Genomic DNA, 26,259 nt, shown 5'->3' on the forward strand with positions numbered 1-26,259 from the left:
CCTCGGTTGAGCTGTCAACCAAGACTCCCGGAACAGCATGGGAACCTGATAGAATAAGGGCTCCAAGGCGATTTGATGCCTTGTCCCCGTTGTCGTTTTTGGAAGGCCGTTGGGCTTCACTCTTCGCGAGTCCGACCTACACACCCGCCACTCAGACTTTCAAATCGTAAAACCGGATCGCATTCCCCGACCACAGGTTCCGCTGCTCGCTGACGGGACGCGATGACACGATCTGCTTCAGCGCGTCCACCCAGCCGCGGACGGGGCTGCCGAGCAGGCAGACGGGCCAGTCACCGCCGAAGAAAACGCGATTGGGGCCAAAGGCATCAAGGCAATGGTTCACGACGGGCGCGAGGTCTTCCGCCTGCCATTTCCCCGGCGGGACGAAGGCAACGATGCCGCTGATCTTGCACATCACACCGGGCTGCGCGGCGACGGCGTCGATGCCGCGTTTCCACTCGTCGGCGGTGCAACTGCGCTTCAAACCGGGGCCGAGCTTCGGGTTAAAGGCCTTGGGATCGCCGTTGCCGCAGTGGTCGAGCACGAAACGCGTGTCCGGACACTGCTGGATGAGCTTCACGCCGTCCTTCAGTTCGGTGGGGCGCATGGTGAGCTCGAAATTGAGGCCGTGTTTGCCGAGCGTGCGCACACCGCGCACGAAATCCTGGCTCAAACAGAAACCGGCTGGCGTGGAGGGGCCGTGAAGCACCTGGCGCAGGCCTTTGACGACGCCGTTGCCCGCGTAGCGCTTCACATAGCTCTCGAATTCATCCGACGCGGGCCGACCACCGATGGTTGCGGCGATGGTGGGCGTGTTTCCAGCGCGGCATTGGGCCATGATGGCATCGGCCTCCTTGATGTGGTCACTTGGAGCCACATCAACCTCCATGTAGATCGCCTTCACGTTCAGGCCCGCATTGGCCTTCACATAGTCGGCGGTCAGAAAGTCATGCCGCAGCACCTCCGGCGCACCGCCGAGCCAGGGGAGGTTCAAAACCCACCGGTCCCAAAGATGCTGATGGGTGTCGATGATCAGCGCGTCAGGCGGGCTGCTGAGCGTGGAACAGGAGGTCAGAGCGGCAGCGGACGTGGTTTGGAGGAACTGGCGGCGGTTCATGGTGTGGGAAGGCTGTACGCCCATTTGCGCGATCATTTCACCGGCATTTGCTGATTCGGCCTTTTCGACTACTCTCCGCGCCGCTCATGGAACTCGCCCTCAATCCCCTGCTCGCCGTCAATTTCTTCGATTTCTCCTGGATCAACAGCCCGGAGGCCTGGATCGCGCTACTGACGCTCACGGTCATGGAGATCGTCCTGGGCATCGACAACATCGTCTTCATCTCGATCCTCGTGGACAAGCTGCCGGTGGCGGAGCGGCCCCGCGCCCGCTTCCTGGGCCTCGGTTTTGCGATGGTCACACGCATCCTGCTGCTGCTGTCGATTTCGTGGGTCATGCAGCTCAAGAATCCGCTGTTTGCGCTGTTTGGGCATCAGATTTCCGGCAAGGACTTGATCCTGATCCTGGGCGGCCTGTTCCTGCTGTACAAGGCGACAACGGAAATTCACCACAAGGTGGAAGGGCATGCCGAAGAGGAAAAGACCACCAAAGCCAGGGCCGCGCTGGGAGCCATCCTCGTGCAGATCGCGATCCTCGACATCGTCTTCTCGCTCGACTCCGTCATCACGGCCGTAGGCATGGCGGATCACATCATGGTCATGATCATCGCGGTGATGATCTCCGTCGGTTTCATGATGGTGTTTGCCGGTTCGGTGAGCGACTTCATCAGCGCCCATCCGACGGTGAAGATGCTGGCGCTGTCCTTCCTGCTGCTCATCGGCACCACGCTGATCGCCGAGGGCTTCCACGTTCACTTCGAGAAGGGCTACGTCTATTTTGCCATGGCCTTCTCCATCTTCGTCGAGATGCTGAACATCCGCATGAAGAAGCGGGCGGCGGCCAAGGCGGCTGCCGGACATTAAAAAAAGCCCGGCCGGTCTTTGTCGGCTGGATTGGCAAAAATGGCACAACGCTGTGCCGCGAACCGGCCATTTTTGGCACTCTGAGCCGTGTCTTAAAGAGAGCTGCAAAGAGGTGTGAACACGCTAAAGCCTCGTGAAATCAAGGCTTCCAGCGCGCTTGGCATGGTTTGGCACGGCTGATGCATGGTTATTGGGCGGAACTCAATTCCAACCCAAAACTCGAACCCAACCCATCCAGACCATGAAACTCATCCGTACCAATCCCTCCAGCCTCGGCCGAGTCTCCGACTTTGACGAGTGGTTCCGTCATCCGTTTGCCGGACTGCCATCCTTGAGCCACTTCATCAACAACCTCGGCGAAGTCTTCCCCGGCGTGTCCGGTGACAAACTGGCTGTCGATGTCCACGAAGACAAAGACAATTACTTCGCCAGCTTTGAGCTGCCCGGCCTGAAGAAAGAAGACGTGAAAATCGAGCTGAACAACGGCCTGCTCACCGTCTCCGCTGAAAAGCGGGAGAAGGACGGCGACAACGAAAGCTCCTACAGCCTCACCCGCTCCGTGTCCGTGCCCGATGGCGTCAACGTCGAAGCCATCGCCGCGAAACTCGAAGACGGCATCCTCACCGTGACGCTGCCCAAAGCCGAGCACCGCAAACCCCGCACCATCGCGCTCAATTAACTCATCACCGCCAAATCTTCACTCATCACACATCATGAATGCCACTTGTTCCCCCCGCACCTCCGCTTCCGCCACTTCCGGCGTCACCGAATCGCTGCGCAAGCCGCTCTACAACGTCAACGGCAACGCCGAGGCCTATGAAGTCCGCGTCGAAATGCCCGGCGTGCCAAAAAGCGGTGTGAAGCTCGACCTTGAGGACAACATCCTCACCGTCCGCGGCGAGCGCAACACCACCGTGCCGGAAGGCATGAAAGCCCTCCACCGCGAGCTTTCCCCTCTGAGTTATCTCCTCCGCCTGCGCCTCAACACGCCGGTGGAAGAAGACAAGATGACCGCGAAGCTCGAAGACGGCGTGCTCACCCTGCGCCTGCCGCTCAAGGAAGTGGCAAAACCGCGCCAGATTCCCGTGCTGTAAACCAGCGCTTCTCAAAACAACTCCAGCGCCGTCCGCATCGCCAAAACAGGGGATGCGGGCGGCTTCTTTTTTACCTTCCCGCCCGGCACGATCTCGGCTAGTAGCGAGTCATGCCTGACAAATCCTCCTCGCAACCGGCCCTCGCTCAGACCATCGGCGGCTGGCAGATCATGTTTTACGGCCTCGGCTCCATGCTCGGCGCCGGCATTTATGCGTTGATCGGCAAAGCGGCCGCCGGGCTCGGCAACGCGGTATGGCTCGCCTTCCTCATGGCGATGATCGGCGCGATGCTCACCGGCCTCTCATATGCCTGCGTCGGCGGACGCTACGCGAAAGCAGGCGGCGCGGCCTATGTCACGCAGCGCGGGCTGCGCAAACCTCTACTCAGCTACGTCATCGGCATCGCCGTGATGATGAGCGGTCTCACGAGCATGGCCACCGGCTCGCAAGCCATCGTCGGCCAGGTCAAAGAACTCTTCGCCTGGAGTCTGGACCCCACCAGCATCAAGCTCATGTCCATCGGCGTCGTGTTTCTCGTCGGCTGCGTCATCTATCGCGGCATTCGCGAGAGCATGTGGCTGAACATCCTCTGCACCGTCATTGAGGCGGCGGGGCTCCTTTTCATCATCGCCGTCGGCGTGCGCTACTGGGGCAGCGTGGACTACTTTCAATCACCCGGCGACACAGCAGCAGGCGGCGTCGGCTCCGGCATCACCTTTGCGCTGATCATGCAGGGCGCGGTGCTCACCTTTTACTCCTTCATCGGCTTCGAGGACATTCTCAACGTGAGCGAGGAAGTCAAAAATCCCGCCAAAAACGTCCCCTTCGGCCTCATCAGCGCGATGATCCTCGCCACCTGCATCTACATGGCCGTGGCGATCACCGCCGTGTCCGTCGTGCCCTGGCAGGAGCTGGCGAAAAGCGACGCGCCGCTCATGGAAGTGGCCCGTCGTGCCGCGCCGTGGTTCACCGGCATCAAACCGGTCTATGGAGCCATCACCATCTTCGCCATCGGCAACACCGCGCTGCTGAATTACCTCATGGGCTCGCGCCTGCTCTACGGCATGAGCCGCCAGGGCCTGCTGCCCGCCGTGCTTGGCACCGTGCATCCCGTGCGCAAAAGCCCGCACATCGCCGTCTTCGTGCTCTTTGGCATCGTCTCGCTGCTCATCCTCAGCGGCAGCGTGAAACAGCTCGCGGAGTCCACCGTGCTGTTGCTGCTCATCGTGTTCACGGCGGTGAACATCTCCCTCGTCGTCCTCAAACTCCGTCCCGGCGAGCCACGCGGCGGATTCGAGCCGCCGCTCCTCGTTCCCATCTTCGGCGCGCTCGTCTGCGCCATGCTGATCATCGTCCGCGTGCAGAGCGCCATCACCAGCGCCGACCACGCCCAACGCCCCGCCCCGCTCATCGCCGGTGCCATCATTTTGATCAGCGTGGTGCTCTATTTTGCGCTCAAGCCGAAGAACCCGGTGGTGGTGGAATAAGTCGTCCATTGAAACCTCGGTGACGTCATCTGGCTCGACGTCCAAGACGAAAGCTGCAGCTACTTCCAAACCGAACTCTGCCGCCGCTTAGCGAGTAGAAGTCAGTTCAGGAGGTTTACATCGACAAAACTTCGATCAAGTAACGAAGCTCTTCGCCGATCTCAGTAGCGTCGGGCACGGTCTCGGCGATTTCGGTTTCCACGGCGGAGCGGAACGTTTTGCGCAGGCGGTGAATCATCACTTTCACTGCGCCGGTAGTGATGCCGAGCCGGGCAGCGGCATCCACTTGGGACAAATTGTCGGTGTCGCCCACGAGCCAGGGTTTCAGCACCTCGAAGTGAGCGGCCTTGCCTGCTTGTTCAAAGTCCTCCTGCACGGCCTTCAAACTGCGATCCATCACGGCAAAGGCCCACTCGCGGTCGAAGTGCCTGTCGCTAATCGCGGTGCTGGCATCGGCGATTTGCAATCCGGGTGCCGTGTCGTGCGTGGTGGCATCAAGCGATTCCACCACGGCACCTCCACCGCGCTTTTCCCGGCCTTCATTGCGGCGGCGTTCGGCGAGGAAGTGCTTCAGCGCCCCGAGCAGGTAGGAGCGAAAGCGCCCCTTCGCCGGATCGGCACCGTCGAAACCGCCGCGTGCGAGCAGGCGAGCGAAGAACTCCTGCGCCAGCTCGCGGCTGTCGTCGTCGCTGCGGCCTTCGCTGCGCAGAAAACGAAACACCGGAGCCCAATACACCTCGCACAGCTCGCTGAGCGCGGTGCGTGCCTCGGGCGCATTGCCACGCGATCGCAGCACGAGCGTCCAGCGCGTGCTGTGAAAGGCGGAATCGGCGGAAGCGAGGCTCATGTCAGGTTCAGGGCTGTTTCTTGGTGTGGGAAGTCTCGATGTAAAGCGTCTCCCGCTTTCTGCCCATCCAGTCATGCCGCGTGGCCAGTTCAAAACGCTGATCACCGGTCGATTCAGTTCCTTCTTCAACACGGCTGACCTCCCAGATGTCGTCGAGGTAAACGGAGCGCGAATACTTGTCCCCATGAAGACCTGGCAAGACCGCGGTGAGCTTCTGGCGGTCACTTTTTTTCCATCGGTCAGTCAAGCCGACCTCCAGAGTGGTATGCAGGTGTTGGTCATCCGGCGCACTGAGCGAGCTTTGCAGTTCGAGAGGCGTTTCCTTGCCCTCCGCATCCACGCGAATGACCTTGAAGTGGAGCGTGGTCCCGGCACCGATGGTCATCTTCACATTCAACCCGGCACTATTCTCTTTCTGGTAGTCCTCCCAGGCCAGATTCCTTTGCTTGCCGTAATGATGCAAACAGGTCAGCGCGATCAAGGCCGCGAAAACGAATCGCCACACGTGTCCGGAAATCTTCGCTGAGCGTGCTTCCTTCAACCAGCGGGAAATCTGAGCGTTCATCACAATGCCCAGCACAGTGCTCGCGATGAGCAACAGGGCCACCGGAAGCTTCCACTTCATGCCGAGGACGTTAACGTCAAACAGCGTGAATAGGCCCGCGCCGAACATGAACACGATTAACAGCCAAGGCCACATGAGGGCGGCAAACTTGGCCCTCTTGGTGCCTGGCGGTCTTCCTCCCGATTCGCGGATCTGGCGCATCGACCGCGTCGCAAACCCGATTCCAAGCCCGGCCAGGATCACGAGCGGCAACCACAAGATAACGATCAGAGGAGGGGCATTCACTTTTTGGCTGTGCATCAGCACGAAGCCGACAAGAAAGGCCGGGATCAGGCTGAGCGTGGCGCATATGGCCGCCACAGTCGCAAAACGCGCCGTATTTCCAGAGCGAATGACCGGGCTCTCAGCAGGCGAGTCCTGAGCCGGACGCGTTCCCGGCTCAGAAGCTGCCGCGACCTGTGTTTTCACCTCATCCACCGTCTGGAAGCGCCGCTCGCGCTCTCGCTCGAGAGTGCGCATGACGATCTCATCAATGCGTGCGTCCACAGCGGACTTCTTCGATGGCGGTGCGAAGCGGCCCAGCGGCAGCTCGCCGGTGAGCAGCTCATAGAGCACCACGCCGAGCGAGTAGATGTCCGCACGCTGATCCACGTCTCCGGGCGACTCCAACTGCTCCGGCGCCATGTAATGCGGGCTGCCGAGCACGAAGCCGCGCTGCGTGAGGGTGAGCTGATCCTTGCCGTCCTCGCCGGTGAGCTTCGCGATGCCGAAGTCCGCGATCTTCACCTGACCGCGCGAGTCGATGAGGATGTTCTCCGGCTTGATGTCGCGATGCAGGATGCCCTGCTCATGCGCGAACTTCAGCGCCGCGCAGATGTCCTGCACCAGCGCCAGCGCCTCCGGCGGCGTGAAGCGGCCCGCACGCATCGCCTGACGCAGGTTCACGCCATCCACGAATTCCATCAGCAGATACGCAAAAGGCCCCGCAAGACCGCTATCGAACACGGTGACGATGTTCGCATGATGCAACCGCGCCAGCAGGCGTGCCTCGCGATCAAATCGTTCCGCGAACGCCGGATCGTCGGCGAGATCATTCGAAAGGACTTTCAGTGCCACCAGCCGGTCCAGCTTGGGCTGCCGAGCCTTGTAAACCGCACCCATGCCACCGGCTCCGATCAGTTCTAGCACCTCGAGCTCTGGAAAATGCACGGCCAGCTCCGCCACAGAGGGGTGAGCCGTTTTTTTCGACGGAGGAGCCGCTGATTGAGTGGCCATCATCACGTCCAGCAGGACACACTTCGGGCAAAGGCCTTGCGGTGCGCCCTCCGGGATGGCGGTTCCACATTTCGGACAGGATGATGAGTGCGGATTTGTCATGGTGCCGGGTTCCTGAGCCGTTTTGGAACCCCGGTTACTGCCAACCCGGAAATTATCCAAACTTTTTCTCGGAGCTATGCACCGCCGCGCTGCGCTCGAGCACGCCTACGCCAAAACAGCCTTCACCACCGCATCCCATGCAGCTTCATCAGCAAATCACCGCGCTGCCGTGGTTTTGTTTGTGAAGCCATTCTATCTCTGGGCTATCCCAAGGAGCGGCACTTGCCAAGTGCCGCAGGAGCCGGAGGGACTTGGCAAGTCCCTCTCCTTGTTGCACAGAAAGACTCCACACATGAGCCAGACCGCCAATCTCCACATCGCCTCGAACATCGCGCTGCCATCGCCGCGCTCCATGGTGGCTGAAATCGCTCCCACGGAGGCGCAAACGGCTTTCATCGCTGAATCACGCCGCGAAATCCGCGACATACTCTTCGGCAAAGACGCGCGATTCCTCGTCGTGCTCGGTCCGTGCTCGATTCATGACCCGGAGGCCGGTTTGGAGTATGCGAGGAAGCTTGCCGCATTGGCGCAGGATTTGAAAGACCGGCTTTGCATCGTCATGCGGGTTTATTTCGAGAAACCGCGCACCACCGTCGGCTGGAAGGGGCTCATCATGGACCCGGACCTCGACGGCACCTGCAACATCCCGGACGGCCTGCGCCTCGCGCGGAAAATTCTGCGCGACATGCTCGATCTCGGTCTCCCAACAGCCACGGAGCTGCTGGATCCCATCACCCCGCAGTACATCGCCGATTTGATCAGTTGGAGCGCCATCGGGGCACGCACCACGGAGTCGCAGACACATCGCCAGATGGCTTCTGGTTTGTCGATGCCGCTCGGCTTCAAGAACGGCACGTTTGGGCACATCACGCCCGCCATCAACGCGATTAAAGCCGCGATGCAGCCGCAGACCTTCCTCGGCGTGAGTGAGGACGGTGTGGCCTCAGCCGTGACCACCAGCGGCAATCCCGACTGCCACATCATCCTGCGTGGCGGTGAAAGCGGACCGAACTACGGCGCGGACAATGTCATGGAAACCATCGACGGCCTCGAAGCCGCGAAACTCAAGCCCGCGATCATGATCGACGCCAGCCACGGCAACTGCGCCAAGGACCACCGCCGCATGCCGGATGTCTTCCGCGAAATCGTGCGCCAGCGTGCCGCAGGGCAGAAAGCCATCATCGGCGCGATGCTGGAAAGCAACCTCGTCGGTGGCAGCCAGAAATTCCCGCAGCCGCTCGATCAACTCTTGCGCGGCCAGTCCATCACGGATGCATGCATCGACTGGGACACAACAGCAGCGCTATTGCGCGAAGCGCATGAGGCGCTGAAGCCATGAACGACCTCGCCGAACGCATGCGGGCAGATCTCGAAGAGATCGGGCGAACGTTCATGCCCTTCGGCAAATACGGACCGCAGCATTTTCCGCCGAATGGCGTGCCCATCTACGACATCCCGGCGGAATACCTCGGCTGGTTCGCGAACAAAGCTGGTTTTCCGAAAGGCCGGCTCGGCGAGCTGCTGCGCATGGTTCACCAAATGAAGGCGGACGGCTCTGACATTGTGTTTGATGTCTTTCGCAAGCGTCATGGCCGCACTGACCTCAAGCCAGCAAAACGGAAGTCGTGGAAGTTTGAGGAGTGACCTCGTTTAACCGCGAATCGGCGGGCCATACCAGACGTAGCACATCAAATAAACGATGATGCCGGTGACGGAGACGTAGAGCCAGATGGGCACGGTCCACTTCGCCATGCGCTTGTGCTTGTCGAAGCGATGCCTCACCGCCGGTACGACCGTCATGATGATCATCGGCAGGTTAAGAATGGCCAGCGGGATGTGCGTGAAGAGTATCGTGAAGTAAATCGGACGCGTGATGCCAGTGCCGGCGAATTTCACATGGCCCGCATGGTAGTGGTAATAGAGATAGCAGCCGAGAAATGCCGTCGAAAACAGCAAGGCGATCACCATGCTGACGATGTGCGGCTTCTTCTGGCCGATCTTGATCATCACCAAGCCGAGGATGATGTGCAGCAACGCGGCAGCGTTGAAGAGCGTGTAGAGCTTCGGAAGTTCGAGGACTGTCATGGCTTATTTCGCGTCAGCAGGCTTGTAGGGGGTCTTTTTCTGCTCGTTGAGCAGGTAGCGCAGGTCTTTGCGCAGCTTTTCATCCCAGAACTTCGCGAACTCGGGATCGGGATTCAAAATGTCAGCCAGACTGCGCACATGACCGACGTGGTCGATGACGGCGACGCGGAGATCATGGATGTACTTGTCATCGGGCGAGAGGCGGTCCTTCTCCGGCATGTCCTGCACCGGGCGGAACTGCGCCTGCCTGGTCATGAATTTGCGCACGGCGTCTTTTTCGCCGTTGAGGAACCACCAATTGGCGTCATCCGCGATGCCAAGGCCGCTGGCGAACTTCTTCATCATCTCGGGCGTGTCATCGGCATCCAGCGTGAAGCTGAGGAAGTGCAGACCCGGCTCGCTGCCGAACTCCTCGTGCAACTTCTTCAATTTAGCTATCACCGCAGCGCAGCCACGCGGACAGCGGGTGAAGACCCAGGAGATGACGAGCACCTTACCCTTCAAATCCGCCAGATGGACCTTCTTGCCGCTGCGCTCGGTGAGTTCGAGATCTTTTTCGAGACGACCGAGGATCGGCGGACGGCTCACGTCATTGTCGATGCGTGAGCGGTAGATGAGGTAGTTGTAAAAAACGACGATGCCGAGCACGGCGATGATGACGGGTGCCCAGATGGTCCAGGGGCTGAGTTTGGGCTTGGTGGGAGATTCGTTCATGTCAGGGGCGTGTTACGCGCGCTTCCAGGCGAGGATGGATACGAGCAGAATGGCCGGGAGGTACATCAGCGTACAGAAGAAAAGTTTACGAGCAGTGAGGCGCTCCGGCTGGCGGTTAAACCGCAACGCCAGCACACACAGCCAGCCGCTGAGCAGCAGCGCCGGCGGTAAAAACCACCAAGCGTGCGCCGCTCCGGCATACACCGGGTAAAACATCAGCAGCACCGTGCTGATGGCATAGGCCAGTGCATGTTGCGAGGTGCGTGCGCCGAGTTCATCGTCGTTCGCCAACATCACGAAGCCACCTTTGCGGTATTCATCGCGATACATCCAGTTGATGGCCAGGAAGTGCGGGAGCTGCCAGAGGAACAGCAGCAGAAAGAGATAGATCGCGCCCGGTTCGAGCATCAAATCCCAGCGAAAATGCGGTGCCGAGCCCGCAGGTAGAGGCCCGGCGGCACCCGCCCAGCCGATCAGCGGCGGCAAAGCCCCCGAAACAGCGCCTACGAGTGTGTTGGTGGCACTTTGACGCTTCAGCGGCGTGTAGATGAACAGATAAACGGCCAGCGTGAGCGCCGTGAGTGCCGCAGCCTCCATGTTCACGCGAATCGTCAGATGAATGAGCGCCCAGGCGCTCAGCAACCAGCCGATGCCAAACGCGGCAGAAGGACTCACACGGCCTGAGGGCAGCGGCCGGTCCGCCGTGCGCTGCATGCGCGAGTCGGGCTCGATCTCCATGAGTTGGTTGAACACCGCTGCCCCAAACGCCGCCAGCGTGCTGCCGATGATCGTGTGAAACAGCAGCCAAAAGTCGAAGCCGTGCGGCGCTCGCAGCCAGAAGCCCACAAATGTCGTGACAATAACGAGCGCGCTCAGGCGGAATTTCGTCAGGGTCAGCAGGTCGCGGGTGGTCATGGAGAGCGGACAATGCGAAAGACTTGGCCTCATCGCAAGCCGCATGTCCTCTCGACCTCAATTTGAACCCTGAATCATGCATGGCAGGCGCGAAATCGCGCCGCATCATCGCACCAGCTTCAAATACGCGATCAAATCTGCCAGCGACTGCGGCGTCATCGCGGCTTCCAGGCCTTCGGGCATGAGCGAAATGCCCGCGCTCTTCAAAGATGCCACATCGCTCCGCAGCACGGACTTCGTCACGTTTCCAGCCATCTTTAGCGTCAGGCTCGCGCTCGTCTCCGTCGCGATCACGCCATAAAGCTGCTCGCCGCTCTTCAGCGTGCAGTGATACGCCATGAAACCGGGCTCGATGATCGCGCTGGGGTCCAAAATGGAGTTGAGAAGCTTTTCGGCATCGTGCTGCGCTACGCTGCGCAGGTCCGGGCCGAGTTCGAGGCCCATGCCGTCGAGTTTGTGGCAACTGATGCACACACTCGCGAACACGGTCTTTCCGCGTGCCGCATCGCCCCGGAGCTTGAGCGCGGGTTTGAACTTCTCCACCACCGCGGCGCGTGTGGCGCTGGTGGCATCCGCGAAGACCTTCTCCGCGAGCTTGGCGATGTTTTTCTTCGGATGCTTCATCAACCGCGCCCGCGTCGCCGCATCACAAGCCTTCGCCTCCGGCCGTTTCAGCAGCGCCAGAGCCCAATCGTCATTCGAGAGCAGCGTTTCGAGAATCTGCGTGCGCAGCGCCGGTGTGCGCTGGTCCCAGCCTTCGAGCAAAAACTGCTCGCCACCCTTCGGTTGCAGCTTCGCGACGAGCCGCAGCACCTCCGCGCCGCCCGTTTTGGCCCAAAGCTCCGGCAGCAGGCCTTTCACCGTCTCGCGATGCCCGCGATCCGTCGCCAGCAAAGCCAGCGATTCCATCGTCGGAGCCGTTTTGAGCGATTCCGCCGCCTGTTGCAGCTTCGCCGCCATTTGATCGACCGCCGCCCGCGCCTTTGCGTCCGTGACCTGCTTCGCGAAATCCGTCAGCGAGAGGTTTTTCTCGTCCAGGACGGCCAGAAGCTCCTCGAAATGAATTTTGGCCTCTATTTGTGAGAGTAATGCAGAAATGGCTTTTTCGTTCTTGGTCGCCAAAGCGCAGCGGAAGAGCATTCCAATCGCTTTGTTGTTCTCTGGTTCGCCACCTTCAGGAAACAATGCACAAACTCGCTCCAAGTGCGGCAGCACCGAACTCATGGAAGCGCCTTGAAGCGGTGAACCTGCCGGAGCTGCATCCAGCAACTCCACCAGCAAATCGCCTACCCACTCAAATTTCAGTTCACCCAGCGTGCAGGCCAGTTGCAGCCGCACTTTGGCATCCTTGTCCTCAAGACGTGCTTCAAGCGCCATTTGTAGCAGACGTATGTCGTCCCCCTTCCAATCAATCTTCTCTGCCATCTGGAGAGCTTGTTCACGAACACGTGATTGTTCTCCATAATCATCGTTCAGCAGCACAAGGCAGTCCGAGGCACTGAGTTTGCCGAGAGAAAGTGCAGCCCACGCGCTTTGCATCGTGCCAACTCCGGAAGCGACTGGGTCAAAAGTCGGAGACTTTCTGCTCCACAACGCCTTCATCTGCGCCTTGTCCCTGCACCAACCATTCGCGCTTGCAAAAGTAGCTTCGGCTTTAGCCGAATCATTCGCTCCGGATCGAGCTGAAGCTCGAACAACTTTCCAAATTCGCCCCTTGTCATCCCCTTCGCGGTAGTGCGGCAGGAGCTCCTCTTTGCCGTTCTGCGGCAACCACTGCGGATGCTCGATCATGTAGCGATACATGTCGGCAACCCACAAAGCGCCGTCGGGGCCGGTGCGGACCATGACGGGGCGGCACCAGCGGTCTTCGCTGGCGAGGAAGTCCATCTTCGACTCGGCGGGATCACGCACGGCTTTGAAGGTGACGCCGTCGTCTTCGAGGATGTGATGCTGCACGACGTTGTGGAAGGGCTCGCAGGTGAAGGCGTGCGTTTTGCTGTCGTTGAAGAGCACCTGATCGCGATACACCTCGATGCCGCAGGCGCTGGTGAAGCGTCCGGCCTGGTCGAAGCTGTGGAAGCGCTTCTCCATGCTGCTGGCGGGATACACGGGCGGATTCCGCGGGAAGAGCTGATGGATCGGGTCCGGCGGGATGACGTGCGGATTGCGGCGCAGGTAGTGATCCTGCAGGACGTAGTGCCAGAGCGGAAAACTGTTCTGCACGCCGAACCAGTGGCCCCAGTCATCGCGAGCGCGACCGAACTGCGAGGGGCCGCTCTGCGGGTCGAACTCGCCCGTGTCCGGCTTGAAGCGGAAATCGCGGCTGCCGAGGTCGATCTTCTCGCCGGTGAGCTTGCACTCGATTTGCGTGCCTTTGTTGTAGCCGCCGTGATGCGCACCGGCGGCGCAATACACCCAGCCATCCATGCCCCAGCGCAGGCCGTTCACGCGGAGTTGTTGGTTGCCGGTGCTGAAGCCGGTGTAGAGCACTTTCTTCGTCCCATCGGGCGAAATGAAAAAGATGTCCGGCGCGGCAGTGACGATGACGCCTTCACGCCAGGTGAGGATGCCGGTGGGATAGCTCAAGTCGCTGACGATGACGTGGCGCTTGTCGTAGCGGCCATCGCGATCCGTGTCCTCCAGCCGAACGACGCGTCCGCCAGCCTTGCCATTGCCATCCATGCCGAGCGGGTAGTCCGCCATCTCGATGACCCACAGGCGGCCCTGCTCATCCCAATCAAACGCGACCGGATCGAGCACCACCGGCTCCGCCGCGACGAGTTCGATGCGGTAACCGTCGCGCACATGCCACTTCTTCGCGGATTCTTCGGGGGAGAGCGGCTGCGAGGCCAGTTCGATCTTCGGCGCGGGCGCAGGTGCCGCGGGTTTTTCCAAACCGGCGACCTCGACCTTCTCAAACTCGCCTTCCAGCGGCGCGAAGTCATCGCAGCGTCTGCCGAAGAACAATTCCTTCGCGCCCGGCGCGGTGACGGGCAGTTCGGCGTCGATTTCCACCTTGCCATTGAGCGTGACCTTCACGCGTGAGCCGAGTCGCTCGAGCTTCACGTCATTCCACGTGCCCGGTTCGATGACGGTCGTGCCGCGCACGATTTGTGAGGCCGCGTTACCATTGAAGACGAACAACCGGCCCGGCGACGAGTCCTTGTAGTTCCCGCCGATGCCGAGGTGATCGCCCGGCGCCTGATGATCGCCCTTCGGTCCGCGTGAGATGAGGTAGGCGGTCACGGCGCTGACGTTGTTGGCCTTCGTGTTCTTGAAGCGCATCGACGCGGACCAGTTCTCATGCGCCTTCAGCAAGGCCGAGCTCTGCACCTGCGCCCGCTTCTTCCGCTCCGCCCGCGAAACCGCCCGCTTGGCATTTTCCTCGCCCACTTTCGAGACGTTCCAAAGCTTCGCGATGAGTGATGGCTCGATGACGCGATCCCAGATCGTGATCTCGTCGAGCCGACCTTCGAGGCCTTGGCCAAAAAGCACCTCGTTGGCCGCTTTGCCGGCCTTTCCGGTCAAAACGGGCTTTTCGGAGCCATCGAGATGCACGCGCACGTTTTCGCCATCGCGGATCAGCACGGCGAAATGCCAGTCGTCGGCGAAACAAGGAGCCGGACTTGCCAAGTCCGCGCTTGAGGGGGGACTTGGCAAGTCCCTCTCCTTGGTCCACTCGAGCCTCACCGTGTGATCCGGGAACTGATGCGCCTTCAAGCTGACACCCAGCGCGTTGATCAACTCGCCCGTGCGATCACTCGCGCCGCTTTCGTGACCGAGCCAGAACCAGAGGGCGATGGAGGACTGAGTTCCAAGTTTCAGGTTTGAAGTTTCAAGATGTCCGCCAGCGAGGTGGATGGCGCGGTTGATCTTGTCGCGAGGGACCTGGACTTCTTGAGGCTTGAGGGCGGATTCGTCGCCGTAACCTAGTCCAGCATTGAAACCCGGCAGCCAAAGCGCATGCGTCCCTTTGACGATAGTTTTTGCGCCGGTGTGTCGAGCCCCCAAATCATACAATCCATCCTGAAAATCGAGATATAGCTCCATATCCGACTCGATAACTTTCATCGTGTATGGCGGAGCATCTTCACTGAGCCCGCGTCCTGGAGCCAGATCGAGTTCGTGAAGCATGATTCGCAACGCGTCGCGAATACTCGCTTCTGCGCCCACTTCCAATCCTGCCGTTCTAGCGGGCCAAGTTGTGTAGCCACCAAGTTCATGTTGTGCAGATGGTGGAATGTAGCCTTCTGCACCATTGGCCAACTCAATGTTGAAGTGATTCTGGAATGGGGACGACCACTTGAGCATCAGTCCTGTGACAGCATAAACTTCATTCGGTAGTGTAGCGATGCTCAGTTCGCCAATGCCGGGTTCTCCAATCCGTATCGCCTGGAGCTTCACGCTGGTCTTTTGCCGCTCATGCAAAATCAGCGCCTCTCTCGCATAGACTTCCTCTTTGTTCTTCGGCACGTCGTTCTCGATCTTCGCGGCGATGAGGCGGGCCCAGGCGAGGCGTTTTTCGTCGGGGACGCGATACTTGAGCTCCAGGGTCTTCTCGATCATGCCGAGCGGGGCGTGATCGACATACGTCACGGTTTGCAGGGCTTTGATCGCGCTGTCGGCGACCTCGGAGGCGTAGGTGTCGATGGTGATCGTCTTTTTCTCCGCGCCGTAGTCCATCCACATCTGGTCGCCGCTGGTGCCCTGGCTCATGGCGCAGACGAAGGGGCCGTTGCCATCGCCCTGCTGGCCCAGTTTGGCGGCGAGGTGTTTGCAGAAGAGGCCGAAGTAGTCGGCAGAGACCGGTGCGGTGCCAAAGTAGTGCTGCGAGTAGTTTGCGAGCACGCCGAGCGGTTTGCCATCGAGCGTTTGCAGCGCGATGACGCTGAGCTGCGGGTCCACCGGGCCGCTGGGGCCGACGACGTCCTTGCTGAGGTAGCCGGGATGCATGTTTGCGCGGCCCGTGGGCTGGCCGAAGGGATCGACGACCTCTTTGCCAGGCAGGCGAATCCAGCGGCGATTATGCGTGTGCTCCCAGTCGTCGAACGAGCCCCAGCCGATGCGGGCCGGTTGCAGCGCCGCATTCGCCGCCACGATGGCCTCGGCGATCTTTGGCGTGAGGAATTTCGCATACACCGTGTCCTTCCGCGTGCCGAGGCAGCCCATCGCCGCCGGCGCGGAGTGCGTGTGCGTGGCGCTGACCATCATGCGGTCCACCGGGATGCCGCACTGTTTCGCAGCGATGCCTTTGGCCTCATCGATGAGCGACTGCTCCATCATGCATGTGTCCACGATGGCGAACGCGATCTTCATCTTCCCATCATCGAGCACAAAACTGCGCACGAAGAGCTTGTCCGCGAGCCTTTCGCCCCGTCCTTCGAGAAACCCGCCCGCGATGATGCGCGGGAACTCCGTCGGCGAGATGTCCACTGTGGCCACTCCGGCGCGGAAGACGGGTTGCGCGTGTGCAGTGAGGGCGACGAATCCGAGGAGAAAAAGAAGCGACTTCATGAGGTTGGCTCAAACCAACGCTCATGCGGCACGCATGTTTGCCCCTCGATTAGGCGATCAATGGACCGATCACAGGTTCCAGAAGCAATTTCTGCACTTCATCGACAAGATTGGCCGCAGGCAAGGATGACTGAGAGCGTGCGACAAGGTTCTTCACGATGACCTCGGGATATTCAGCGCCGAAGACGATGGCGAAGCGGGCTTTGCGGTCTTCGGCGGCTTGGAATTGTTTGCCGACTTTTTGCGAGCCGAAGGGGTAGTCGATGCGCATACCAGCAGCGCGCAGCTGCTGGATGGCGGCGAGGGCGTGTGGGCGTTGGGCTTCATCGGCGATGACGACGAAGGCGTCGATGCTGCTGGCGGCGAGGAGGGCGCTGGTGAGCTTCATCTGCGCACCGGGCGTGCGCTTGAGCAGGATGCCGAGCACGACATCGCCCATGGCGAAGCCTGCGGCGGGCATATCGACGTTTCCATCGCTGATGAGGGCGCACAGTTTGTCGTAAGTGCCGCCGCCGGCGAGGGCGCGGAGGCCGTGCTTGAGATCGAAGACCTCAAACACGACGCCGGTGTAGTAGGCGAGGCCGCGCACGATGGTGGCGTCGATCTTGATGTGTTGCCAGAGGCCGCGGGCGCTGAGGTTGGCCTTCAATTCGGCGAAGGCGGGGTGATTTTCATCCGTGGAGGCCATGAAGGCGCGGACCTCGGCGGTGGTGAGGCCGATCTCGCCGAGTTTTTTCTCAGTCTCGTCCGGCTTCGCACGCTCGATCTTGTCGATGATGCTGAGGAAGGCGGTGGCGTGCTCGGCGGCGATGTTTTTCTCGGCGAGGAAGCCGTTCCAGATCTCGCGGTTGCTGAGGCGGATGATGAAGTCGTCGGCGCTCACGCCAAACTCGCGCATGGTGTCGATGGCCAGCGAGATGAGCTCCGCGGCAGTGGCAGGGCCGCTGTCGCCGAGGATGTCGGCATTGAACTGGATGAACTCGCGTCCGCGGCCCTCCTGCGGCTCCTCATAGCGGAAGCAGGGCCCGATTTGGAACCACTTGATGGGCTTCTTGAAGTCGCGCTGACGTGCGGTGGCCATGCGGGCGAGCGACGGCGTCACCTCCGGGCGCAGCGTGATCTCGCGGTCGGCCTTGTCGCGGAAGCAGAAGAGCTGTGCGGTGATCTCGTTGCCGCTTTTTTTGCGAAACAGGTCAGTGCTCTCGACGACGGGCGCCTCATACTCGACGAAGCCATAACGACGCGCGACGACGCGCCAGGTATCGGAGATGAAGTTACGCAATGCGCATTCCTCGGGGAAGAAGTCGCGAAAGCCTTTGACGGTGCGGAAGGTGGCCATAAGAAGGGTGCGATTCATCCTCGCACGCACCGGGAACGCAACCGGGAATTGCGCCGCGCGGCCCACCTATGCTCTCCGACCTGTTTGTGCGCGATTTCCGCTGCTTCGCCGAGGCGAAGGTGGAACTGCATCCCGATGTGACGCTGCTCGTGGGTCGTAATGCGCAGGGGAAGACGTCTTTGATTGAAGCCGCGTGCGTCTTGCTGAGGCTGCAATCGCCGCGCACAGCGAACCGGGCCGAGTTGGTGCGCTTTGGTGCTGCGACATGCCTGGTGGAGGCTGAATGGCATGGAAAGCGCCTGCGCCACGCGCAATCACTCACGACGCGTCGTCTCGCGCTGGATGGAACGACGTGTGGAAAATCGGCGGATTATCTGGCCGCATCAGGTGTCGTGGTTTGGATGGATCATCGCGACATGAATCTGCTGCGCGGTGGAGCGGAGCATCGGCGGCGTTTTTTGGATTTCGCGGCGAGCCAGATGTTTCCTGACTACCTGCATGCGCTGCGTGGTTATGAACGGGCACTGCGTGGGCGAAACTATGTTCTGAAACGTGACGCGGTGATCGCGTGGAAGCAGGCGGATGCGTTTGCGCGAGTGATGGATGGTTTTGCGCAAGTGCTGTGGCAGAGACGCGCGGAATTGTGCGCGGCTTTGCAACCCGAGGTGGCCGCAGCGCATGCAAAATTGAGTGATGGTGCTGAAAAGGTTCGAATTGATTTCAAGCGCACGAGTGATGAGGATCTGAGTTTGTTCGAGGCATTGCTTGCGATGCGCGATGAAGAAGCACGCCTGCGCTCGACGGCTTTTGGGCCGCATCGTGATGACATCGCGATGCGGTTGAATGATCTCGACGCGACGACGTTCGCTTCGGAAGGGCAGCAGCGGTCGTTTGCGTTGTCGATGAAACTGGCACAGGCCCATGTGCTGAAAAAATCGAGCGGCGAGGCTCCCTTGATGCTGATTGACGATGTTTTTGGTGAGCTGGACACGCACCGGCGGCGGGCTTTGCTGGCCTGTCTGCCGCCAGGAACGCAGAAAATCATCACGACAACCCATCTCGACTGGGCGGACACGGAAATGACGAGCGGGGCCATTTATCGAGTCGAGCAGGGGGCGCTGATGCGCGGTTTGGGGTGAAAAGGCCGGTTTTCATCCGAAAAGGGCCTGAAAACCTCAATTTTAAGCTCTTAGAAACTTCTCTTGACGCTTTTTCAGGTGGTTTTAGTTTTATATGGGTTAGAATTTACTGCGCCGCGTTGCTTTTCGTGATTCTCAAAAAAGCTAGAATTCTCCGCGGTGCATTTGGCCTTTCAACCCTGTTCTATTTTTAACATTTTCCCTTCTCATTCTCAATGTTCGGCAAACTTTTTGGATTCGTCGCCCAAGACATCGGCATCGATCTCGGTACGGCAAACACCCTCGTTTATGTAAAAGATCACGGCATCGTCCTCAGAGAACCCTCGGTGGTGGCGGTTAAAACCGGCACCAATGAAGTGGTGGCTGTGGGTGATGATGCCAAGCGCATGCTCGGACGAACTCCAGGTGGCATTACGGCCATTCGTCCGCTCAAGGACGGCGTGATCGCCGATTTCCGTGTGACGGAGGCGATGCTGCGCCACTTCATCCGCAAGGTGCAGGGCGGACGCCGCCAGATGCGCGGACCGCGTGTGGTGATCGCGGTGCCTTCCGGCATCACTGAAGTGGAAAAGCGCGCGGTGAAGGAAAGCGCGGAGCAGGCGGGGGCGCGTGAAGTTTATCTGATCGAGGAACCGATGGCTGCCGCGATCGGCGTGGGCCTGCCAGTGCAGGAAGCGGCCGGCAACATGATCGTCGATATCGGCGGTGGCACGACGGAGGTGGCGATCATCTCTCTCTCCGGCATCGTTTACAGCCGCAGCGTGCGGGTGGCGGGCGATGAGCTGGACGAGGCGATCATCAATTACATGAAGCGCGCGTACAATCTCATGATCGGCGAGCGCACGGCGGAAGAAATCAAGCTGCGCATTGGTTCGGCTTTCCCACTGGGCAAGGAGACGACGATGGAAGTCAAAGGCCGCGACATGGTGGCCGGTCTGCCGAAGACGATCACCATCACGAGCCAGGAAGTGCGCGAGGCGATGCTGGAGCCGCTCAACGCGATCATCGACGCGGTACGCACGACTCTGGAACGCTGCCCGCCGGAGCTTTCCGCCGACTTGGTGGACCGTGGCATCATGCTGGCTGGCGGTGGCGCGCTGCTGCGCGGGCTGGACAAGCTGCTGCAGGAAGAAACCGCGCTGCCGGTGCATGTGGCGGAAGATCCGCTCAGCGCCGTCGGTGAAGGAGCCGGACGTGTGCTGAACGAACTCGAGTTCCTGCGCAAGGTGAGCACCACTGAAGTTTGACACCCGTTCCTGGCTGCAGACGCGCTGCTGAAGATGTCATGGCAAAGCGTGTGGTGGCCCGGGGGAAAGGATCAGCATGAAAAAGTTCAACATCCTAGCGCTGCTCATCTTTGTGGCAGGACTGGTCTCCGTGTTCATGTTCGACACGGAGACTACGCGACAGATTCAGTCACGCGTGCTGAGCCTGCTCTCACCGTTCATTCATTCCAGCGCGGCAATGCAAACTGCGGCTGAGTCCGTGACAACCCCGCAGGTCAATGCGGCGGAGGTGAAGCGTGAAAACGACGACCTGCGCGTGCAGGTGGAACGTGGGCGCATCGTCCAACAGAAATACAATCAGATCATCGAGGAGAACGCCAAGCTGCGGCAGATCGTCGGATTTCAGCAGGCGGCGCCGTTCAAAATGACGGCGGCCAAGGTGATCCGCCGTAGCACGAGCACCTGGTGGAACAACCTGATCATCGACAAAGGGTCGCTTGATGGAATCGGCACAGACAGCCCGGTGATCACCTCCGTGGGCCTGGTGGGAAAAACTTCCACACTGGCGCCACACATGACGAAGGTGATTCTTTTGACGGACGAGATGTGCCGTGTCTCCGCAAAGGTGGAGGGAACACTGGAGCAGGGCATTCTGGCGGGCGAGCGCGCCGCGCTGGAGGTGCGGCCAGAGCTGCACCTGCGCTTTTTGAGCCGCAATGCCAACATCAATGCTGGAGCAGCCGTGTACTCCTCAGGTGAGGGCGGCGTCTTCCCGCCAGACCTGCTGCTGGGGCGCGTGAAGCGTTTTGAAAACCGGGAAATTTCTGGAGAGGCCATCGTCGAGCCCGCCGTTGACTTCTCCACCTTGGATCATGTCTTTGTGATCGAGATGCAGGCCGTTGCGCCCGCGCCGCCGGCCAATGCCAAGCCCTGATCGCCATGCTGTTTCACCCGATCTCCATCATCCTGCTGCTCCTCACCTTCATGGTGCAGGAGTTCATTCCAGGGCTGGAGATCGCGCAGTACGCCACGCTGTTCCTGCCGGCGGTCTTTTTCTTCTGCGCCTCGGTGGCCGCGCCTTTTTCCATGATGCTGGTGCTGGCGTTCATCACCGGATTCATCTGGGACGCAAGACATCTGCAAGGAGTGACCGAGAGCCTGGCGGGCATGGAGGACTTGTTCGGCACAGGCGCGGACTCGGAGCTGAGCGCGGGCAGTCATTCCCTGCCCTTCGGGCTCTCGATCGTGCTGTTCGGGATGTTGGGCACCTTGATGCAAGGCATCCGCCCTCTGTTCAAACGCGGACGTCTGGAACTGCCTGTGCTGATGGTCGGAGTGGCGACGTTTGTGTGGCTGCTTTCGCAATTTCTCATCATGACCTTTCTGCGCGGCTCTCTGCAGTTTCCAGGCGGTGTGTGGTCGAAGATGATCACTGACACGCTGCTGGCGATGCTGGCCTCACCGCTGATTTTTCTGCTGCTTTATTCGCTGGCCCGCCTGTCGAGCTACGAGATCAAATACGATGGCCTGAGGTACCGTTTCGATGGTCGTTAAATATCATTTCAGACTCTACCTGCTGACCCTCGCCATCCTGGCCGGGTTCGGGCTGCTTGTATTCCGGCTGTGGTCGCTGCAAATCGACCGCCGGGAGGAGTTTGTGAAGATGATCCCAGGCGCGAAAAAGGAACGTGCGCGCATTCCCGGCCCGCGTGGCGAAATCAAAGACCGCAACGGCGTGGTGCTGGCCTCGAACAAGGCCAGCTTCGAGGTGCGCGTCAATTTGGCGGAAGTCGTCACGGAGTACAAGCGCGTCGCCAAGCTAAAGAAAACCCCCTTGCCTGAGGTCACGTTTGAAGTCGTTGAAAGAGGCATCCGCCGACAAAAGCCGGAGCTCGACATCTACGCCATCTTTGAGGAGACCATCGCGGCGCGCATGCGTGAGATGGGGGTGGACAAAGGCTACTCCACCGACTCCCTGCGAGTACATTACCGCAGCTTCGGTGGCGCGGTGCCGTGGGTGTATCGTGACGACCTGACCTTCGCGGAGTTCAGCCGCATCGCCGAGCACAATCTCGGCCTGCCCGGCGTCACGGTGGCCGAGCGCGCCTCGCGTGTTTATCCGCTCAAGGCTCTGGCCTGCCACATCATCGGCTATGTGCGGCTACCGGATGATCAGCGAGCCTCCACCGAGGACCGCAAAGGCTGGGACTATTATGTGCCGGATGATTTCGGCGGCGCGGGCGTGGAGAAAAGCTTCGACGCTCACCTGCGCGGCAAACCCGGCGTGCGTGTCATGCAGCGCGACCAGCGCGGACGGCCTGTTGGCGAGGTGCATGAGGAATATGAGGAGCCACGCAAAGGCAACGATGTTTACCTCACGCTCGATGCGCGGATGCAGATCATCGCCGACAAGGCGCTGCGTGACGGAGGAATCGGCCGCGGCGCGGTGACGGTGATCGACCCGGCCACCGGAGAGGTGCTGGCCATGGCCTCCGTGCCTTCCTACGATCAAAACCAGTTCATTCCCAGCATCCAGGAATCCGACTGGGTGGCTCTGAATGAAAGCAAAACCGTTCCTCTGCTCAACCGTGCGGTGCAGGGCTTCGCGCCGGGTTCCACCTTCAAGATTCCGATCTCCTTCGCCGGCTGTCTTGCTGGCATCCAAAAAAGCCGTTTCAACTGCAGCGGCAGTGTCACTTACGGGAACACTTCCATGCAGTGCTGGATTCAGCGCCAGAACGGAGGCTCGCACGGCACCATTGGCCTCAGTGATGCCATCATGAAGTCCTGCAACTGCTTCTTCTATCGCTATGGCAATGCTGCGGGCATCGCCAACATCACCAAGGTCGGCAAGATCCTCGGCGTGGGTGAGCGCACCGGCATCGAACTGGAGGATGAAAAAGCCGGCATCCTTCCCAACCCGGACTGGTTGCGCGCCAACCGTCCCACCGAGCGCTGGAGCGACGGTTACACCGCGAACACATCCATCGGACAGGGCATGGTCCTCGCCTCACCACTGCAAATGGCGTCTGTCACCGCCACCGTCGCCAATGGCGGCAAAGCTTGGAACCCTCACCTGCTCAAGCGTGTCATGGACAACGACAAAGTGGTGATCGACAATCCGCCGAGCCTGCGTGGCGACTTGTCCGCGAATGTCACCGCCGAGGAGATCGAGCTCATCCGCAAAGGCATGTGGAAGGTCGTCAATGATCCAGGCGGCACCGGCAAATCCGCCCGCATCACCGGCATCGAGGTCGCGGGCAAAACCGGCACCGCGCAGAACTGGCGGCGCAACGAGCGCGGTGTGAAGGTGGATGACAACCACACTTGGTTCATCAGCTTTGCCCCCTATCTGAATCCAAAATTCGCCGTGTGCGTGCTGGTGCAGAATGGGAAGTCCGGCGGTGGCTGTGCCGCACCCGTCGCCCGCCGCGTACTGGAGCAGTGCCTGGCCTTGGAGAACGGCTATGTGGTTCCCATCGCCGCGATGGAGCCCGCCACCGGCCATTTCAATCATGTTTCACAGGTCCAATATGCCGACGCTGGGGTGCCACTGGTGCCCGACACGGATGAGGATGGCGACGTGGGCGCGGGTGCGCCCTCCGCAGAACCGGTGGATGATGCGACGCCGCGTGTGAACGCGACGCCCAACATCCGCCGCAAGGCCGATTCAGCGGGATCGGCCGGAAGCAGCTCCGGGCAGAATGTACCCCAGGCCGTGCCAGTGCGCCGTCCCGGTATCTTCAACCGAGGTGGCTCCCAGGAACCTAAACCATCCGAACCCGCCCCAGCCGGCGGATTTTTCCGCAAGCTCTTCCGCTGAAGAGCCGCACCATTTCAGGGAGACACATCACCATGGCATTGACCTTCGTTCAAAGAATCAAAGAACTGCTCACCGGCAAACGCGACATCAAAAGCGGCGTGCGCCTCGTCATCAACTGCGAGAAGCTGGAGAACCGCGTCGCCCTTCTCGACAAGGGCGTCGTCGAGGAATACAACATCGAGCGCGTCGGCACCCAGAGCCTCATCGGCAGCGTCTTCAAAGGCCGCATCCGCAACATCGAGCAGGGCCTCAAGGCCATGTTCATTGACATCGGCTTCGACAAAAACGCCTTCCTGCACTTCTGGGACGCCATCCCCGCCGCGCTCGACGCCGGTCTGGAGGAGATCAATCGCGGCGGCAGCAAAAAGAAGAAACGCATCGAGGCCAAGGACATCCCCACGCTCTACCCCGTCGGCTCCGAGATCATGGTGCAAGTCACCAAAGGCCCCGTCGGCAACAAAGGCCCGCGTGTCACCACCAACATCTCCCTGGCAGGTCGTTTGCTCGTCTTGATGCCGCTCAACGACACCTGCGGCATCTCCCGCAAGATCGAAGACCCGAAAGAGCGCTCACGCCTCCGCAAGATCATCGAAAAAATCAGCCTGCCCGAGGGCATGGGCATCATTCTGCGCACCGAGGCCTCCGGCAAACGTGCGCGTCACATCGTGCGCGATTTGAACATCCTGCTCGACGAGTGGGACCAGATCGTCGCCAAACGCGACGGTCAAAACGCCCCCGTTTGCTGCTTCCAGGAGCCTGATCTCGTCGAGCGCACCGTGCGCGACTTCCTCACGGAAGACATCGACGAGGTCGCCTGCGACGACCAGCCCACCGTCGAGCGCATGCAGCGCATGGCCGCGCATATCTCCGGCCGCGCGAAGCGCCGCATCAACTTCTACCAGGGCCAGAACGCCATCTTCGAGCACTACGGCATCCAGAAGCAGATCGACAACGCCTTCTACCGCCAGGTGTGGATGCCCTGCGGCGGCTACATCGTCATCGACCAGACCGAGGCTCTCGTCTCCATCGACGTCAACACGGGCCGCAACAAGGGCCACAAGGACGTTGATAAGCTCCTGCTCGAAACCAACCTCGAAGCCGCCGCCGAAGTCGCCCGCCAGCTCCGCCTGCGCAACATGGGCGGCCTCATCGTCGTCGATTTCATCGACATGAAGCACCGCCGCGACCAGCAGGCCGTGTACAAGCTCATGCTCGACCATTTGAAGCGTGACAAGGCCAAGACCCAGGTGCTGCCCATCTCCCAGTTCGGCCTCATGGAGATGACCCGCCAGCGCCTCAATGAAAGCCTCGGCACCACGCTTTACGAACCCTGCCCGTACTGCAAAGGAAATGGCCAGGTCAAAACCCCGCTCACCATGAGCGTCGAGCTCCAGCGTCGTCTCATCGCAGTGCTCGGCCGCTCCAAAGAGGATCAAAAGAGCATCATCGTCGTCGTCCATCCGGAAGTCCTCGCCCGCCTCAAGACCGAGGATGGCGAGCTCCTCGTCGATCTCGAGCGCAAGTATCACGCGCGCCTCACCTTCCGCAGCGACCCTGCCTACCACCGCGAGCAGATCACGCTCGCGAACGCGACGACGGGCGAGGAAATCCGCTGACAGCAGACGCAACTTGCGGAAACAACGATCCCAAACTTACGGGGCCACCGGGGCATCCAGCGCCTCGTAAGTTTGCCAGTCGGCATCGTCAAAGTGCCACCACTCGGAGTCATAGATCGCGAAGCCATGCTTCGTCATCACCCGCTGCAACGTTTCGCGATTTTTGAAGACCGCCGGCGGCACGAGCTTGAAATGCGCACCTGCTTTCTCGGAAAAGTCATCGTGTGCCGTCGGCATCGGCAGTTCTTTGCCAGAAGCATCGACGAGCGTCACATCCACCGCCGCGCCCCGGTTGTGGCGGCCGCCTTTGGCCGGATCAGCCACATAACGGGCATCTGGCAGCGTCTTCCACATCGCCCGCTGGACAGAAAGCGGCCGGTAGGCGTCCCAAACTTTCAGACCGAGGCCCAGTGCCTTCAATTCGGCCTGCACCTTCGCCAGTTTGGCTGCGGTGGCCGGGCGCAGCATCGTCCGTGCGTTTTTCGGGTAGAACGCGGTCTTGAAAAATTCGCCTTCGTCGTTTAGGGCAGCTCAATGA

General features: G+C 60.5%; 20 protein-coding genes and 1 pseudogene. 12 read left to right on the forward strand and 9 right to left on the reverse strand.

The window, feature by feature from the left end; translation table 11 throughout:
• Positions 1-151: 151 nt before the first annotated feature.
• Complete coding sequence (locus ACILSI_RS03475; RefSeq protein ID WP_395720452.1) at positions 152-1,117, reverse strand: amidohydrolase family protein; 966 nt, start codon at positions 1,115-1,117, stop codon at positions 152-154.
• An 86-nt stretch (positions 1,118-1,203) separates the two neighbouring features.
• On the opposite strand from ACILSI_RS03475, the gene ACILSI_RS03480 reads away from it, so the two are divergent.
• The 4 genes from ACILSI_RS03480 to ACILSI_RS03495 all read left to right on the forward strand — a co-directional run bounded on the left by ACILSI_RS03480 (position 1,204) and on the right by ACILSI_RS03495 (position 4,561).
• Positions 1,204-1,980, forward strand: a complete 777-nt coding sequence (locus ACILSI_RS03480) for a TerC family protein (protein ID WP_395720453.1) — start codon at positions 1,204-1,206, stop codon at positions 1,978-1,980.
• A 241-nt stretch (positions 1,981-2,221) separates the two neighbouring features.
• Positions 2,222-2,659, forward strand: coding sequence for an Hsp20/alpha crystallin family protein (locus tag ACILSI_RS03485; protein WP_395720454.1), 438 nt, complete (start codon positions 2,222-2,224; stop codon positions 2,657-2,659).
• Positions 2,660-2,693: 34 nt separating this feature from the next.
• Positions 2,694-3,074, forward strand: a complete 381-nt coding sequence (locus ACILSI_RS03490) for an Hsp20/alpha crystallin family protein (RefSeq protein WP_395720455.1) — start codon at positions 2,694-2,696, stop codon at positions 3,072-3,074.
• Positions 3,075-3,184: 110 nt separating this feature from the next.
• Complete coding sequence (locus ACILSI_RS03495) at positions 3,185-4,561, forward strand: APC family permease (RefSeq protein WP_395720456.1); 1,377 nt, start codon at positions 3,185-3,187, stop codon at positions 4,559-4,561.
• A 115-nt stretch (positions 4,562-4,676) separates the two neighbouring features.
• Here the strand turns inward: ACILSI_RS03495 and ACILSI_RS03500 are convergent, their stop codons facing one another.
• On the reverse strand, positions 4,677-5,408 hold the full coding sequence (locus ACILSI_RS03500) for an RNA polymerase sigma factor (protein ID WP_395720457.1): 732 nt from the start codon (positions 5,406-5,408) through the stop codon (positions 4,677-4,679).
• 7 nt (positions 5,409-5,415) lie between these two features.
• Complete coding sequence (locus ACILSI_RS03505; RefSeq protein WP_395720458.1) at positions 5,416-7,251, reverse strand: serine/threonine-protein kinase; 1,836 nt, start codon at positions 7,249-7,251, stop codon at positions 5,416-5,418.
• 391 nt (positions 7,252-7,642) lie between these two features.
• Here ACILSI_RS03505 and ACILSI_RS03510 point away from each other — a divergent pair, with 391 nt between their 5' ends.
• Both ACILSI_RS03510 and ACILSI_RS03515 read left to right on the forward strand, forming a co-directional pair.
• On the forward strand, positions 7,643-8,689 hold the full coding sequence (locus tag ACILSI_RS03510) for a 3-deoxy-7-phosphoheptulonate synthase (RefSeq protein WP_395720459.1): 1,047 nt from the start codon (positions 7,643-7,645) through the stop codon (positions 8,687-8,689).
• Complete coding sequence (locus tag ACILSI_RS03515) at positions 8,686-8,994, forward strand: putative quorum-sensing-regulated virulence factor (RefSeq protein WP_395720460.1); 309 nt, start codon at positions 8,686-8,688, stop codon at positions 8,992-8,994. The genes ACILSI_RS03510 and ACILSI_RS03515 overlap by 4 nt, the downstream gene beginning before the upstream one ends.
• Positions 8,995-9,000: 6 nt before the next feature.
• Here the strand turns inward: ACILSI_RS03515 and ACILSI_RS03520 are convergent, their stop codons facing one another.
• The 5 genes from ACILSI_RS03520 to hisS form a co-directional block, all read right to left on the reverse strand.
• A complete protein-coding gene (locus ACILSI_RS03520; RefSeq protein ID WP_395720461.1) occupies positions 9,001-9,435 on the reverse strand; it encodes a DUF420 domain-containing protein in 435 nt (144 codons plus the stop codon).
• 3 nt (positions 9,436-9,438) lie between these two features.
• Positions 9,439-10,149, reverse strand: a complete 711-nt coding sequence (locus ACILSI_RS03525) for an SCO family protein (protein WP_395720462.1) — start codon at positions 10,147-10,149, stop codon at positions 9,439-9,441.
• 12 nt (positions 10,150-10,161) lie between these two features.
• Positions 10,162-11,064, reverse strand: a complete 903-nt coding sequence (gene cyoE, locus ACILSI_RS03530; protein ID WP_395720463.1) for a heme o synthase — start codon at positions 11,062-11,064, stop codon at positions 10,162-10,164.
• Between the two features lie 105 nt (positions 11,065-11,169).
• Positions 11,170-16,578 (reverse strand): PVC-type heme-binding CxxCH protein, encoded by a 5,409-nt coding sequence (locus tag ACILSI_RS03535; protein ID WP_395720464.1) that lies wholly within the window; start codon positions 16,576-16,578, stop codon positions 11,170-11,172.
• A gap of 49 nt (positions 16,579-16,627) precedes the next feature.
• The gene (gene hisS / locus ACILSI_RS03540; protein ID WP_395720465.1) at positions 16,628-17,935 is read right to left on the reverse strand and encodes a histidine--tRNA ligase; all 1,308 of its coding nucleotides are present in this window, start codon (positions 17,933-17,935) and stop codon (positions 16,628-16,630) included.
• A 50-nt stretch (positions 17,936-17,985) separates the two neighbouring features.
• On the opposite strand from hisS, the gene recF reads away from it, so the two are divergent.
• The 6 genes from recF (at position 17,986) to ACILSI_RS03570 (ending at position 25,721) form a co-directional block, all read left to right on the forward strand.
• On the forward strand, positions 17,986-19,056 hold the full coding sequence (gene recF, locus ACILSI_RS03545) for a DNA replication/repair protein RecF (protein WP_395720466.1): 1,071 nt from the start codon (positions 17,986-17,988) through the stop codon (positions 19,054-19,056).
• 215 nt (positions 19,057-19,271) lie between these two features.
• Complete coding sequence (locus ACILSI_RS03550; protein WP_395720467.1) at positions 19,272-20,303, forward strand: rod shape-determining protein; 1,032 nt, start codon at positions 19,272-19,274, stop codon at positions 20,301-20,303.
• A gap of 76 nt (positions 20,304-20,379) precedes the next feature.
• Entirely contained in the window at positions 20,380-21,216 is an 837-nt protein-coding gene (gene mreC, locus ACILSI_RS03555; RefSeq protein WP_395720468.1) for a rod shape-determining protein MreC, read from the forward strand.
• Between the two features lie 5 nt (positions 21,217-21,221).
• The gene (locus tag ACILSI_RS03560; RefSeq protein WP_395720469.1) at positions 21,222-21,836 is read left to right on the forward strand and encodes a hypothetical protein; all 615 of its coding nucleotides are present in this window, start codon (positions 21,222-21,224) and stop codon (positions 21,834-21,836) included.
• Positions 21,826-24,105, forward strand: a complete 2,280-nt coding sequence (gene mrdA / locus ACILSI_RS03565) for a penicillin-binding protein 2 (RefSeq protein WP_395720470.1) — start codon at positions 21,826-21,828, stop codon at positions 24,103-24,105. Before ACILSI_RS03560 ends, mrdA begins: the two co-directional genes overlap by 11 nt.
• 32 nt (positions 24,106-24,137) lie before the next feature.
• Positions 24,138-25,721, forward strand: a complete 1,584-nt coding sequence (locus tag ACILSI_RS03570; RefSeq protein ID WP_395720471.1) for a ribonuclease E/G — start codon at positions 24,138-24,140, stop codon at positions 25,719-25,721.
• A 36-nt stretch (positions 25,722-25,757) separates the two neighbouring features.
• Here ACILSI_RS03570 and ACILSI_RS03575 read toward each other — a convergent pair.
• Positions 25,758-26,216, reverse strand: a pseudogene (locus ACILSI_RS03575) (M15 family metallopeptidase); the annotation flags it as partial.
• Between the last annotated feature and the right edge of the window lie 43 nt (positions 26,217-26,259).

Origin of the sequence: Prosthecobacter sp. (assembly GCF_044232965.1) — a bacterium.
In the GTDB taxonomy this organism is placed as follows: Bacteria; Verrucomicrobiota; Verrucomicrobiia; order Verrucomicrobiales; family Verrucomicrobiaceae; genus Prosthecobacter.

Bases quoted from the DNA above. Each gene is read 5' to 3' on its own strand.
- ACILSI_RS03475 (WP_395720452.1), bottom strand. From the start codon at position 1,117: ATGAACCGCCGCCAGTTCCTCCAAACCACGTCCGCTGCCGCTCTGACC.
- ACILSI_RS03480 (WP_395720453.1), top strand. From the start codon at position 1,204: ATGGAACTCGCCCTCAATCCCCTGCTCGCCGTCAATTTCTTCGATTTC.
- ACILSI_RS03485 (WP_395720454.1), top strand. From the start codon at position 2,222: ATGAAACTCATCCGTACCAATCCCTCCAGCCTCGGCCGAGTCTCCGAC.
- ACILSI_RS03490 (WP_395720455.1), top strand. From the start codon at position 2,694: ATGAATGCCACTTGTTCCCCCCGCACCTCCGCTTCCGCCACTTCCGGC.
- ACILSI_RS03495 (WP_395720456.1), top strand. From the start codon at position 3,185: ATGCCTGACAAATCCTCCTCGCAACCGGCCCTCGCTCAGACCATCGGC.
- ACILSI_RS03500 (WP_395720457.1), bottom strand. From the start codon at position 5,408: ATGAGCCTCGCTTCCGCCGATTCCGCCTTTCACAGCACGCGCTGGACG.
- ACILSI_RS03505 (WP_395720458.1), bottom strand. From the start codon at position 7,251: ATGATGGCCACTCAATCAGCGGCTCCTCCGTCGAAAAAAACGGCTCAC.
- ACILSI_RS03510 (WP_395720459.1), top strand. From the start codon at position 7,643: ATGAGCCAGACCGCCAATCTCCACATCGCCTCGAACATCGCGCTGCCA.
- ACILSI_RS03515 (WP_395720460.1), top strand. From the start codon at position 8,686: ATGAACGACCTCGCCGAACGCATGCGGGCAGATCTCGAAGAGATCGGG.
- ACILSI_RS03520 (WP_395720461.1), bottom strand. From the start codon at position 9,435: ATGACAGTCCTCGAACTTCCGAAGCTCTACACGCTCTTCAACGCTGCC.
- ACILSI_RS03525 (WP_395720462.1), bottom strand. From the start codon at position 10,149: ATGAACGAATCTCCCACCAAGCCCAAACTCAGCCCCTGGACCATCTGG.
- cyoE (WP_395720463.1), bottom strand. From the start codon at position 11,064: ATGACCACCCGCGACCTGCTGACCCTGACGAAATTCCGCCTGAGCGCG.
- ACILSI_RS03535 (WP_395720464.1), bottom strand. From the start codon at position 16,578: ATGAAGTCGCTTCTTTTTCTCCTCGGATTCGTCGCCCTCACTGCACAC.
- hisS (WP_395720465.1), bottom strand. From the start codon at position 17,935: ATGAATCGCACCCTTCTTATGGCCACCTTCCGCACCGTCAAAGGCTTT.
- recF (WP_395720466.1), top strand. From the start codon at position 17,986: ATGCTCTCCGACCTGTTTGTGCGCGATTTCCGCTGCTTCGCCGAGGCG.
- ACILSI_RS03550 (WP_395720467.1), top strand. From the start codon at position 19,272: ATGTTCGGCAAACTTTTTGGATTCGTCGCCCAAGACATCGGCATCGAT.
- mreC (WP_395720468.1), top strand. From the start codon at position 20,380: ATGAAAAAGTTCAACATCCTAGCGCTGCTCATCTTTGTGGCAGGACTG.
- ACILSI_RS03560 (WP_395720469.1), top strand. From the start codon at position 21,222: ATGCTGTTTCACCCGATCTCCATCATCCTGCTGCTCCTCACCTTCATG.
- mrdA (WP_395720470.1), top strand. From the start codon at position 21,826: ATGGTCGTTAAATATCATTTCAGACTCTACCTGCTGACCCTCGCCATC.
- ACILSI_RS03570 (WP_395720471.1), top strand. From the start codon at position 24,138: ATGGCATTGACCTTCGTTCAAAGAATCAAAGAACTGCTCACCGGCAAA.